The sequence below is a fragment of the Winogradskyella jejuensis genome (assembly GCF_900129745.1).
Lineage (GTDB): Bacteria > Bacteroidota > Bacteroidia > Flavobacteriales > Flavobacteriaceae > Winogradskyella > Winogradskyella jejuensis.
Map to the genome: position 1 here is coordinate 351,922 of NZ_FQWS01000001.1, position 13,351 is coordinate 365,272.

The window sequence follows — 13,351 nt, forward strand, 5'->3', positions numbered from 1 at the left end:
GTTTATTCAGTTTTAAGAGCGTTTATAGGATTTGCCGTAGCAGCCTTAAAAACCTGTAAAATAACAGTTATCAAAGCAATTGAAACAGCAATGAAACCTGCACATGCAAACACCCACCATTCTATTTCTATTCTGTAGATATAATCTTGCAACCATTTACTCATTAAAACGTAAGCCATTGGTGTTGCAACAATAAAAGCTACTAAAATTAGCTTGAGAAATTCTTTAGATACCAACTTAACAATATCAAATACTGTTGAACCTAATACTTTTCTGACGCCAATTTCTTTAGTACGTTGAAACACTTGAAATGAAACCAAACCAAATAAGCCCATACCAGCTATAAATAATGCTAATAGTGAAAAGAGATTGAAAGCTTTACTTAATCTTTCTTCTTCTTCATAAAGTTTTAGATATGTATCATCCATAAACTCAACTTCAACAATATCTAGTGGAGCTACTGATTTTATTGTTTTTTCAATAAATGCAATAGTATTCTCAATTTTGTTAAGATTTTTCACCTTTAAAATAATCTGCCCATTGTTTTTATTCCATCTCTCTCTACGCATTCTAATGTAGAGTGGCTCAATGGATAAATTAAAAGTCTGCAAATGAAAATCTTCAACTACACCGATTACAGTACCACGATCAAACTTTTTACCAACGGCAGTTTTCCATCCTAATTTTTTTAGTGCTGCTTCATTAAGCATGTAGGCATCTGTTGAGTCTGAAGCTATTTCTTTAGAAAAACCACGACCTTCAACAATATTCATTTCAAAAAGATCTAAAAATTCATAATCAACATATGTTCTGTAAACATAAAGTTGTTGTTTATCTATGTTGTCTTCCCAAACATCTATCGGACCTTGACTCGTTACATTTATTGGCAATTGATTACTTATAGATACTTTATTGATATTTGGATGATTTAAAAGCGCATCTCTAATTACACCTTCTTTATTATAGATTTCTTCATTGAAATAGGAAACATGCATTATATGCTCTTTATTGAAGCCTAGTTTTTTTTCTTGTATAAATTCTAATTGTTGAGAAATTATAATACTACCCGTAATCAATGTTATTGCAGCGATAAACTGCCCAACTACTAATGTATTTCTCAATAAAGATTTACTGTTATGATTTTTAAAAGAAACGCCTTTAAGCGCAGCAACAGGATTAATTTTAGATAAGAATACTGCTGGATAGAGTCCAGATAAACAACCAACAAGTACAGCTATAAATAGCATCCCAACAAGCAACCAACCATTAGCAAAAAAATTAAACAGAATATTTTTACCTAATAATTTATTGAATTCTGGAAGTAATAAAACTACTAATAAAAACGCAACTACAAAACTGAATAGGGTAAGTATTATAGATTCGCTTAAATACTGAAAAACCAAATTTTGTTTTCTAGCACCCAAGGTTTTAAATACACCAACTTCTTTTGTTCTATGAGCTGATCTAGATGTGGCTAAATTCATATAATTAACAGAAGCTAATACAAGTATTATTATTGCCAATAAAGCAAAGAAGTAAATATATTTTATATCTCCATTTGTCTCTATTTCCATATTCATTTGAGAATACAAATGAATGTCTTCTAATGGTTGTAATGAAAATTTAGGATAAAATTGAAATCCATTAGCCTTATAGGCTGGCTTAGTAATATCTTCATAACTAGATATTTTCTTCTCCAACACCTCATAATCCTGACCTTCTCCTAACTTTAAATATCCATAATAATTGTTACTTACCCAATCTGTAAGATCATTATCATATGGAGAATTCTTTTTTAATGAGGTTATAAAACTGTATGTAAAATGTTGATTTTTTGGAGGATCGGCAACTATACCGCTAACAGTCAATAATTCTTTATTATGTATAACTGTTTTTCCAATAGAAGGTGCTTCTCCAAATATTTTTTTTGCTAATGATTCTGTTAACAAGATTGTATTTGACTCACGCAAAGCTTCTTTTCCATCCCCTTCTAAAATAGGTGTATTAAAAACATCAAAAAAAGACATTGTAGTAAAAAGTCCTCTTTCAGAAAAAGACACATTATCATTAACGATTAACGTATCCCAAATATCTAAATTTGTAATAGACTCGACTTCTGGGAAGTCTTGTTTTATTGCGGTAGTTAAAGGTAATGGTGCCAGTGCAAAATAATCTGTCCCCTTGTAATCATTTCCCTTTTGCTGTTGAACAATTCTATAAATACGATCCGAATCTTTAATATGCTTATCGAAACTTGATTCAAACTGAATATAAAAAGCTATTAAAATAAAACAGGTCATCCCAATAGTTAATCCTGATAAATTGATAAACGAATACACCTTGTTTTTAACAAGACTTCGCCATGCTATTTTGAAATAATTCTTTATCATGATTTGATTGATTTTTTATTAATTTTACTCCGTTCGTAATGATTTTACAGGGTTTGCTGTTGCTGCTTTAAATGAAACCAACCCTACTACTATTACTGTTCCTACTAAAATTAATAGAGCGACTCCTACTATTGCTAATTGATTAACTTCTATACGATACGCAAAATTTGATAACCAATTTTTTACCACAAAAATTGATATTGGCCAAGCTATTAAGGTGGCAATAGCTATAAAACCTATATACTCTTTCACAGAAATTTTTAAAATAGAAGTTACCGAGGCTCCTAAGACTTTCCGTATGCCTATTTCTTTAGTTCGACCAATAATGAGCAACAAGGTGATACCTATTATGCCTAAAAGGGCCAGAAATATGGCAATACTATTGAGCACAAATACCAGACTACCCATCTTTTTATCCTCTGCATGCAAAGCTTTGTAGTTAGAATCTAGAAATTGAATCTCCAATGGAAATGATTCATTTAATTCATTATAAGCACTCTGGATTTTTTTCAAACCAGAAGCAGTACTATTAGGTCTCAGCGCTATAATACTCATTCCATACATACGAACACTATTGGAAACTACTATAAAATAAGGTTGAATTTCCTCCTTTAAGGAAAAGAGATTGATATCCTCAAAAATACCGTCTATTGTAAATGGAAAGCCAACATTACCTTCTTCATCTGTAAACTCAGGTTCAGTAATAATGGTTAAACCAATAAGTTGGTCTGGTGTTATATTTTTTATTTCAGCCAATTGGTTGGCAGCCGTGCGATTTATGATGGTTCGTCTTGGCTGATTTTCAGAATCATTTAAAATAGATTCAGATAAAGACGTTTGCAACCCATAGGCTTTTAGTGCTGCATAATCCATATAGAGCTGATTAGCATCATCAAAAACAGCTTCTTCCCCTTGAATTTTATAGGTAAGTTGGTTATATGTTCCAATGGCTAATGAAGAACCGTTAGCTACGGTCTCAACTTCTGGTATTTGTTTTAATTTCTGTTGAAATACATCAAGATTCTCGGGCGATGTGTTTGCGTAAAGGATATTCTCTTTGTTAAAACCTAAGTCCTTGTTCGCAATAAAATCTACTTGTCCTTGAATAAAATAGGAAATAACTGTAATACCAATTATTATAACAAACTGACTTATAATAAGATATTTTCTCACCGAAAATTCCTGGTAGCTCTTTTCTTTTAGTCTATCCTGAAATAAGCTCATAGCATTCATCCCAGATAATTTAAGTGCTGGTAAAATGCTAGATATTAAACCTATGACTGTCGCTAAAAGAAGAATTGTTATATAAATACCATATTGGTTAGCAAGGTTAAATTCTAACGACACACCCATCAATTCATTAAAAACTGGTATAGTAAATGGTAATAAGACGATAGCCAATACAGCTGCAATTATTGCCAATAGAATACCCTCAAAAATAAATTGTCTCGCTACCGAACTTCTCGAGGCGCCAATAACCTTTTTAATCCCTATAGTCTTGGACTGTTTTGATTTTAAGGCAAACGTAAAATTAGAGTAGTTAAAAATGCAAATACACAATATGAATATGGCGAAACCTCCAATTAACAAAACGTAATTTATATTACCTGGTGGTTTTAACTCGTAAAGAATATTTGATTTGAGATGAATATCCACAATGGGCTGTAAAAAATGCTTCTTAAAGGTCGGATTATCAACCTTATTAGGAAAAATAGCTGCTGTGGCTTCATTTATTTGAGTTTCAATAGTGCTTTGGCTGACCCCATTTTCAGCTTGGAGATAAACGTGACTGCCCCAATAGTCTAACCGCTTTGTATGTATTGCAACTGTAAAATCAAAATGGGAATTTCCAGGAACGTCTTCAATTATTGCGGCAATAGCATAATTTTCTCCTCCAATATTTACAGTCTGCTGAATTGACTCACCATAGTTTTTCTCTTTTAATAGAAGATTAGCAACACTTTCAGTTAATATGACCGAATTTTGATTGTTATAAAAATCCGTAAAACTTCCGTACTTAATATCCCATGTGAACAACTCTGTAAAGGATTTAGGGGTGTTGGTATACAGTAAATCTTTTACTTTAATCTCCTTTTCATTGAAGCGTACATACTCTAAATCTGTAGTCGTTATAAAATGTGTAGCTGATTTCACTCCTAATAAATCCGCTAGTTTAGTGATTTGATTTATCTGACTTTCGGCTTCACTACTATTCCAATTCTGGAATCCAATAATACTGTAATCCTGCGAACGTAAAGTTGCCGCCAAACGATAAATGGAATCCGAGTTTTTATGAAATTTATCATAGCTCGTTTCAAAATTCAAATAGGCAATAGCTATATAAATCACCAAAATACTTGTGACTAGACTGACTAAATTGAAGCTTGTAAAAAGTGCGTTTTTTTTAAAACTTCGGAATGCTATTTTAAGACTGTTTTGTATCATAATTTTTCTTTTTTTAAGCTTGGCTATTGTTAGAAACAAATAGTCATTTATTCTGTTCGCAATGATTTTACAGGATTTGCTATTGCAGCTTTAATCGCCTGAAAACTCACAGTTATGATTGTAATTAGTAATGCCCCTAAACAAGCTATAGCAAATACACTCCAACCGACATTGGTGCGGTAGGTAAATTTTTGAAGCCATTGGCTCATTAAATAATATGCGATAGGTGACGCTACGACCAAGGAAATGACCACCAACGTTAAAAAATCTTTGGACAACAATAACCACAGTTGACTTATAGATGCACCCAATACCTTGCGAACACCAATTTCTTTAGTGCGTTGTTCAGCCACAAAAGAGGCTAAACCAAATAATCCCAAACAACTGATAAAAATGGCCAATGCTGTGAAAATCTTAGCCAAACTTGCTAAACGTTCCTCCGATTTAAATTTTTTGCCGTACTCTTCATCTACAAACTGATAATCCCAAGGTGTGTTAGGGAAGTTTTTCTTAAATACATTTTCAATCAAGTTCAAATTTTCAGAAACGCTCTTTGTAGGATTCAAACGTAAGTTCCAAAAAGCTACATTTTCATACTGGTCAAAAACATACATCGCCTGTTTTACAGGTTCGTAAGGTGATTGCACGAGCATATCCTCCACAACGCCAACAATCTTTAGAGGTTCGTTAGGGTCTTCAGTATCCGAGTCGCGAATGTACTTCCCGATTGGGTCTTTAAGATTCATATACTCTACTGCTGTTTTATTAAGAATAACCGCATTAGAATCTGAAGCAAATTCTCGTGTAAAATCACGACCTTCTATTAATTTTAAACCAAATGTTTTTACAAAATCGTAGTGCACATTTGTATAGGCTAAATCTTCTTGAAACCCAGGTTGCTTATCTTCCCAAGTATAGCCACTTCGGTTAGACCAAACACTAGTTGCCGGGCTACTTGCTGTGGTAAAATCAACAGCACCTCCAGATGATAAAAATTGATTTCGCATCACGTCGCGTTTACCCATGAATTCAGCACTCATTACAGGAATCTGGATTAAGCCTTCTTTATCATAGCCTGTTGGTCTATCTTTTGAAAATTGAATTTGGTTCATAACCACCATTGTACCAATAATTAATGCTGCAGAAATGGTAAATTGACTAACCACTAAAATCTTACGCGGTAAGGATGAAAAACGCCCAGCTTTAAAGGTACCTTTTAACACAGCAACTGGATTAAACGACGATAAATACAATGCTGGATAGCTACCAGAAAGTAATGCTGTAATAAGAATAAAAACCAAAGATGCAAACCAATACCAAGCATTAGTCCAAGGAAAAACAATGGCTTTGTCTGCTAAATTATTAAACCCATTGAGGCAAATTAGTACAATACCAATTGCAATAACAAAAGCAAAAAGCACTACCAAAAACGACTCTGTTAAAAATTGAAAAATAAGCTGTCCTCGTTGCGACCCAATAGATTTGCGAATACCAACTTCTGTAGCGCGCTTTTCTGAACGCGCAGTGCTTAGATTCACAAAATTGATACAAGCCAATAGTAATATAAAGAAACCGATAATCCCGAATAACCAAACATTTTCAATACGTCCGCCTACGTTAATTCCGTTTTCAAAATCCGAATACAAATGCCAGCGATTCATTGGGTGTAGAAACATACGTGCATTGTACTGCACCATATCAGGGTCTCCGATTTGTTTTACTTTTTCAATCTTCTCAGATACGGCTTCCATCGTCGTATTATCATTGATTTGCACGAACAACTGAAAAGAATTATTATCCCAATAATCTTTAGACCTTTCTATCCATTCTTGATGTGTTACGTAAAACTTCCAAGGAATGATGTATCTTAAATCATAAAATGCATTATTATCTGGAATATCTTTATAAACTGCAGTAACCTTAAGGTCTGTACTATTATTTTCCTTTACAATTTTTCCAATAACATTGATTTCACCGAAAAGAGCCTTTGCTGTAGACTCGGCTAGCATGATGGAATTCTTTTCTTTCAAACCATTTTTTTCGCCATAAAGAATGTCGAGATTTAGCATTTCTGGTGCAGCTTCCTGCATAAAATTGCCTTGAAAATTTATGTTTTTATCGCCGTGTTGTAAATAGCGTGGTTGATTCCAAGACGACATTACTATGTGCTTAAAATTATCACCGTGCTTATCGCGTAACGCAAACTCTAGAGGTCTTGGTATTGCTGGTCCGGTACCCACCTCGCCATTATTGGTCTGGTGCTGGTAGATTTGCGCAATCGTATCACGATTTTTGTAATAGCTGTTACCTGTTAACTCATCGGCTACCCAAAGCCCAATGAGCATCGTGGCCGCCATACCAATGGCCAAACCTGAAATATTGATAAAGGAATACACCTTATTTTTCAAAAGGTTTCTTAGCGCTATTTTGAAATAATTTTTAAGCATGTTTTCTAAGAATTACTGTTCGTTTTTTGATGAATTTGGTAGTAACACTTCAGTACAAGTTGGTTGATTGATTGTTGATTTATGAATTTTTATACTGAAGTGCTTTTACCTTGGTTAATTGATGTAGGTGATTTATGCTAAAATATTCTCCGTCACTTTCTGACCATCTAGCATTCTTATGATTCTATGACTATACTTTGCATCGTGTTCACTATGTGTTACCATAATGATTGTTGTTCCTGCTTCGTTTAAATCGATTAGTAAGTCCATAACCTCATTACCATTGGTACTATCTAAGTTACCTGTTGGCTCATCGGCTAAGATGAGTTTTGGATTATTCACTACTGCTCTAGCTACGGCTACACGCTGTTGTTGACCACCAGATAATTGCTGTGGGAAATGATTACGACGATGCATAATTTGCATCTTTTCTAAAACCTCTTCAACACGCTTTTTGCGTTCTGCAGGTTTTACACCTGTGTAGATTAATGGTAATTCAACATTTTCAAAAACGGTTAGCTCATCAATCAGGTTGAAGCTCTGAAATACAAAGCCCACATTATGCTTGCGCAAATCTGAGCGTTTACGTTCATTGTAACCCGCGACTTCTTCGCCATTAAACTTAAAACTTCCACCATCTGGATCATCTAGTAATCCTAAGATGTTAAGTAATGTAGATTTTCCACATCCTGAAGGCCCCATGATAGCAACAAATTCGCCTTGTTTAACTTCAAAAGATAGTTTGTTTAATGCAATAGTTTGGACTTCTTCCGTTCTATAAAATTTTTCTAAATCCGTAATCTGTATCATTGTAATTGTATTTAGTAATCGTTAATTGATAATAGTATTTCTGTTTATTACTTCTTGTTATATTGAGTCAGCTTGATATTATTTTAAAATAAGCTCATCTACATCTCCAAAGGAATCGTAGCTTGAGGTAATGACTTTATCTCCTGGATTTAGCCCATCTAAAACCTCATAATATTCTGTGTTTTGACTACCTAAACGCACATTTACTTTATATGCAGTATCGCCATTTTCACTGACTTTAAAAATCCAGTTTCCGCCTGTTTTTTGAAAGAAACCACCTTTGGAGACAAGAAGTGCTTCTTTTTCGGCACTTAGCGCTACTCTTATTTGTAAGTTTTGCCCTCTTCGTATGCCTTCTGGTGTTTCACCTTCAAAAATCATATCTACTTGAAAACGCCCAGCATTTACTTGAGTAAACACTTTTTTAATTGTTAGTGTATAGGTTTTACCGTTTAATGAAAACGTTCCTGTTTGCCCTGTGTAGATTCTAGAAATATAGTGTTGGTCGATATCAACTCTTACTTTGTAACCCGTAGTCACATCGACTTGTCCTAGTCGTGTACCTTTATTAATCGATTGGCCAATTTCAGCATCCAAAGATGTTAACTGACCATCTATTGGAGCACGCACAACTAAATCTCCAACTTTCTTACGCATTAATTCTAAAGCACTTTGTGTTCTTGAGTAAGAGCTTTTGGCTTGATTAATTTCTAATTTTGATGAGATAGAATCTTCAGAAAGTACTTGTTGAGCTAATTTCATTCGCTCTTTCTGGTAGTCGAAATTATTTTTAGAAGACTCATAATCTTGACGACCAATAGCGCCTTTATCATACAAACGCTGATTAAGGTTATAAACACGCTCAGCTTCAATAAGGCTATTTTCTACATCTGTAAATTGGTTTTGTCTATTAATAGTATTCTGTCTTGCTGCATTCTGAGAAATCTGCATTTGCGTTAAAAGATTATATACTGAAGTCTCTTGATTAATTAAGCTCAGTTCTAAATCTGTATTAGACAACCTTAAGATGGGCTCGCCTTTTTTCATCATAGCGCCATCTTCAACAAACTTCTCTTCTACACGGCCACCTTCAAGAGCATCTAAATAAATCGTTGTAATTGGCAATACAATTCCGTTGACTGGAATATTCTCCTGAAAAATAGCCTTAGAGACTGTATTAATAGAAATACGCTCTTTCTCTACGTTGAGTTTTGAACCTCCAGAAGTCTGAATAATCACATAAGCTATTAAAGCAATTATTGCTAAAATTCCACCAATGGTTAGCAGCTTTTGAGTTGAGAACTTTTTTTTTTCGATTGGTACGTCCATTTTTTGATTTTTAATTACGCTATAGATATAGTGAAGATGATGCCAAAAACATAAACATCTAAAAATCAGTATATTAATTTTTTATTTAAAATTAAAAGTGTTCGTTTTTGATACACTTTATGTCCGATAGTGTACACTCTTGCTGCACTGAAAATTTTATTTTTTTAAGCAGCGCATAAGTTGTAATATTGTGAGATAACCCTTCGGATTGGTTTAAAGATTCTTTTAGATAAAGAGATAAACTTTAAACTAGCATTTAAAAATTAAACCTCGCTTATCAAGTAATGGTATTAAAAAACGCTTCGATATTAGTTATAGATGATGATGCTGATGTACTTACAGCATTACGTCTTCTATTAAAGCCTTTAGTAAAAAATGTAGTTACCGAGAAAAATCCAAATAATATAATTGCTCAAATTGAGAAAACCCATTACAATATTATTATTCTGGATATGAATTTTACAGCTATCGTAAATACAGGTAATGAAGGTATTTTCTGGCTAAACAAGATTCAAAAATTAAAACCTGACACTTCAGTTATATTAATGACGGCTTATGCCGATATAGACCTAGCCATCCGAGGATTAAAAGAAGGGGCTTCAGACTTTTTAATGAAGCCTTGGAAGAATGAAAAAATTATCGAAACGATAAAAACAATCTTAAGCCAAAAGACATCAAACAACAAAAAACAAAAGACTTTAAATTCTAACACTGTTGAAATCATTGGTGAAAGCGATGCCATGCAAGATGTATTTGTAAAACTTAAAAAGGTCGCACCAACAGATGCTAATGTCTTGATTCTTGGCGAAAATGGCACCGGTAAAGATTTAATAGCAAGAGCACTACACGAGAATTCTAATAGAAAAGATAAACCTTTTATAAAAGTTGATGTTGGCGCTTTAACCTCATCCCTCTTTGAAAGTGAATTGTTTGGTTATAAAAAAGGAGCATTTACAGATGCCCATGAAGACCGTGAAGGGCGTTTTGAAGCTGCAAATGGAGGCACATTATTCTTAGATGAAATTGGAAATATTACTCTTGGTCAGCAAGTACGATTATTAACTGTATTACAAAATAGACAGGTAACTCCTTTAGGTTCAAATGAATCTATCGATATAGATATCCGACTTATTTGTGCAACTAATGTAGAACCAAAAACATTGGCTGATGAAAGTAAGTTTAGAAAAGATTTAATTTACAGAATTAATACTGTAGATATTATTATACCTCCACTTAGGCGCCGTGGAACTGATATTACTGAGTTATCTAGACACTTTGTCTCTATGTATGCGGAAAAGTACAACAAGAACCCTTTTACATTTGATACTGGATTTATTTCAAAATTAAAAAAGCATGATTTCCCTGGTAATGTAAGAGAACTTCAATATGTTTTGGAGCGTGCAGTAATCATGACAGATGGTAATGTTTTAAAAACAGACGATTTAGTTTTTTCTTCTATAGAACGCTCGACTACTACAAAAAGCATTGAAACAACAAGCCTCAACCTTGATGATATTGAAAAAAACGCCATTCTTACTGTTTTAGAAAAGCACAAAGGCAATGTTTCTAAATCTGCAAAAGAGTTAGGTATTACCAGAGCTGCACTTTATAGACGATTAGAAAAATATGAACTATAAAGCATACATCCTTAGACTCTTTTTTAGGATTGTACTTATTGTAGGTTTAATTCTGGGGTTAATCTATACTATAGAGATTGACAACAACACTTATGCTGTTATACTTGGCATTGGTCTAATCTATCTCCTGGTAAACACTTACACTTTTACAAAACGCCGCTTTACGGCTATGGACGATTTTTTTGAGGCGGTAAAGTATCGTGATTTTTCCAGATGGTTTCCGGAAGATAGAGGTCCAAAAGATATTCGTTTTTTGTACTCTGGCTTTAATGAGATTAATCGAACTATAAAAGAAATAAACTCTCAGAATCAAGCACAATATGTGTATTTGCAGAAGATTTTAGAAATGGTAGATATTGGTATTATTGCTTATAATCTAGAGACTGGTGATGTCCTTTGGAGTAATGATTCTTTTGGTGATATTTTGGATGTGCCGTCTTTTAAGAACATTCGTTTTGTAGAAAACAGAAAGCCAGATTTATTCAATACTATTTTTGAAACTTATCACCGAGAGCCTAATTCAATTTCTATAGCACTTCAGAATGAAAGTATTAAAATATTGATTTCGGATACGGTATTTCAAGTTGACGATGATGCCTTTAAACTCATTGTCATTCAGAATATTGATAATACTTTAAATAAAAACGAATCAGAGTCTTGGAAAAAACTATTGAGTGTTATGACTCATGAAATCATGAACTCTATTGCTCCTATTTCGTCCTTAGCAGATACACTTCAACAAAATTTACAGCTAGCTTTGGAGCAACCCGAAGAATCTCAACTCGAATTAGAAGATGTTAATTCGGGTATAAAAACTATAAAAAATCGTAGTGAAGGATTACTAAAATTCGCAAAGACCTATCGCAGCTTAAGTAAAGTCACACAACTCAATTTACAACGCGTTAGAGTGAGTGAATTATTCAATAATATCCAACTCCTAATGGAACCTTCTATAAAGGCTAAAGATATTGATATAGACTTTAAAATTTCTGGCCCAAAATTAGAATTAGATATAGATACACATCTTATAGAACAAGTACTTATCAATTTACTACTTAATGCAGTGGATGCTGTAAAAGGTAAAGAAAATGCCAAAATTAAAGTAGAGGCTTCACAAAATTCTAACCGTGATATTGTTATTAAAGTATTTGATAATGGTTCTGGAATCCCTCAAGATATCTTAGAAAACATTTTTGTGCCATTCTTTACGAGCAAAACTACAGGTAGTGGTATTGGCTTGAGTCTTTGCAAACAAATTATGCTTCTCCACAAAGGGAGAATCATGGTAAAAAGTATTGAAGATGAAGGAACAGTATTTAGTTTGGTGTTTTAATTATTCTTCTAACTTTCCTTAAGTCAAACATTTTAACTACATTGAGTTATTATTCTGATAAACAACACCTTAAGCCAACTCCATGAATCATCTTTCTAACCTTAAAAGAGAAACCCGGTATGGTCTACCAACAGCAGACCAGATATTATTTAATCGATTTTATGTTATAGGTTACTCCTATTATTTTAGACAAGCAAAATGGGCTTTAGAAATTATAGATCCTGATAAAACGGACGTTAGTCGTCTTAACAACTTTAGACCAGACTATCGCATCCCAGAGCGTTTTAGGGCAGATTTAGATGTTTATGAAGATTCGGGTTACGATAGAGGACATTTGGTATCTAGTGCCAACCAGATTGAGGTTGATATTCAAAACAGTGAAACCTTTTTACTCTCAAATATGGCGCCGCAACGCCCCATGTTCAATAGAGGTATTTGGAAACGACTAGAGGAAGCAGTGAGAAAACTAGACGAACAAAAAAAGGTATTTGAGACTTATGTCATAACAGGGCCGTTATTCTTTTTTGATCAAGAGATAGAAATGATTGGTGATGATAACGAAGACATAAAAGTATCTCTACCGATACCTCATGCGTTTTTTAAATCGGTACTAGTCGAAAATAATACAGGAACAATAAATATGTGGTCTTTTATTATACCAAACAAAATTACAAGTGAGCCACTTGAAACATTTTTGGTTGAAACCTCTAAAGTCGAAAAAATATCAGGACTACTACTTTGGGACACTTTGGTAGGCACAAAGATGAATCGCGAAAAGAACAAAATCAGAAAAATGTGGAAACATTAAATCTGAATAAAAAAGCCAAACACTTTCGTATTTGGCTTGTTGTAGCGGGAACTGGACTCGAACCAGTGACCTTCGGGTTATGAGCTTAAACCACACAACAGTTAATTTCAACTAAAACCCTATAAACATTATTATTTAATAGATTTAAGATA

At 33.6% G+C, this 13,351-nt stretch carries 8 protein-coding genes; 3 read left to right on the forward strand and 5 right to left on the reverse strand.

The window, feature by feature from the left end; all coding sequences use genetic code 11:
• Positions 1–2: 2 nt before the first annotated feature.
• The 5 genes from BUB95_RS01720 to BUB95_RS01740 form a co-directional block, all read right to left on the reverse strand.
• Positions 3–2,390 (reverse strand): ABC transporter permease, encoded by a 2,388-nt coding sequence (locus tag BUB95_RS01720; RefSeq protein ID WP_073082198.1) that lies wholly within the window; start codon positions 2,388–2,390, stop codon positions 3–5.
• Between the two features lie 24 nt (positions 2,391–2,414).
• Positions 2,415–4,835, reverse strand: coding sequence for an ABC transporter permease (locus BUB95_RS01725; RefSeq protein ID WP_073082201.1), 2,421 nt, complete (start codon positions 4,833–4,835; stop codon positions 2,415–2,417).
• Positions 4,836–4,882: 47 nt separating this feature from the next.
• Positions 4,883–7,282: an ABC transporter permease gene (locus BUB95_RS01730; protein WP_073082204.1), complete on the reverse strand. Its 2,400-nt coding sequence runs from the start codon at positions 7,280–7,282 to the stop codon at positions 4,883–4,885.
• A 132-nt stretch (positions 7,283–7,414) separates the two neighbouring features.
• The gene (locus BUB95_RS01735) at positions 7,415–8,092 is read right to left on the reverse strand and encodes an ABC transporter ATP-binding protein (protein ID WP_073082207.1); all 678 of its coding nucleotides are present in this window, start codon (positions 8,090–8,092) and stop codon (positions 7,415–7,417) included.
• A 78-nt stretch (positions 8,093–8,170) separates the two neighbouring features.
• The gene (locus BUB95_RS01740) at positions 8,171–9,421 is read right to left on the reverse strand and encodes an efflux RND transporter periplasmic adaptor subunit (RefSeq protein ID WP_073082218.1); all 1,251 of its coding nucleotides are present in this window, start codon (positions 9,419–9,421) and stop codon (positions 8,171–8,173) included.
• Between the two features lie 284 nt (positions 9,422–9,705).
• On the opposite strand from BUB95_RS01740, the gene BUB95_RS01745 reads away from it, so the two are divergent.
• The 3 genes from BUB95_RS01745 (at position 9,706) to BUB95_RS01755 (ending at position 13,199) form a co-directional block, all read left to right on the forward strand.
• On the forward strand, positions 9,706–11,058 hold the full coding sequence (locus BUB95_RS01745) for a sigma-54-dependent transcriptional regulator (RefSeq protein WP_073082221.1): 1,353 nt from the start codon (positions 9,706–9,708) through the stop codon (positions 11,056–11,058).
• Positions 11,048–12,391: a sensor histidine kinase gene (locus BUB95_RS01750; RefSeq protein ID WP_073082224.1), complete on the forward strand. Its 1,344-nt coding sequence runs from the start codon at positions 11,048–11,050 to the stop codon at positions 12,389–12,391. The genes BUB95_RS01745 and BUB95_RS01750 overlap by 11 nt, the downstream gene beginning before the upstream one ends.
• A gap of 82 nt (positions 12,392–12,473) precedes the next feature.
• Positions 12,474–13,199, forward strand: coding sequence for a DNA/RNA non-specific endonuclease (locus BUB95_RS01755; protein WP_073082227.1), 726 nt, complete (start codon positions 12,474–12,476; stop codon positions 13,197–13,199).
• Positions 13,200–13,351: the final 152 nt, after the last annotated feature.

Coding starts and splice junctions, on each gene's coding strand:
- BUB95_RS01720 (WP_073082198.1), bottom strand. CDS start 2,390: ATGATAAAGAATTATTTCAAAATAGCATGGCGAAGTCTTGTTAAAAAC.
- BUB95_RS01725 (WP_073082201.1), bottom strand. CDS start 4,835: ATGATACAAAACAGTCTTAAAATAGCATTCCGAAGTTTTAAAAAAAAC.
- BUB95_RS01730 (WP_073082204.1), bottom strand. CDS start 7,282: ATGCTTAAAAATTATTTCAAAATAGCGCTAAGAAACCTTTTGAAAAAT.
- BUB95_RS01735 (WP_073082207.1), bottom strand. CDS start 8,092: ATGATACAGATTACGGATTTAGAAAAATTTTATAGAACGGAAGAAGTC.
- BUB95_RS01740 (WP_073082218.1), bottom strand. CDS start 9,421: ATGGACGTACCAATCGAAAAAAAAAAGTTCTCAACTCAAAAGCTGCTA.
- BUB95_RS01745 (WP_073082221.1), top strand. CDS start 9,706: ATGGTATTAAAAAACGCTTCGATATTAGTTATAGATGATGATGCTGAT.
- BUB95_RS01750 (WP_073082224.1), top strand. CDS start 11,048: ATGAACTATAAAGCATACATCCTTAGACTCTTTTTTAGGATTGTACTT.
- BUB95_RS01755 (WP_073082227.1), top strand. CDS start 12,474: ATGAATCATCTTTCTAACCTTAAAAGAGAAACCCGGTATGGTCTACCA.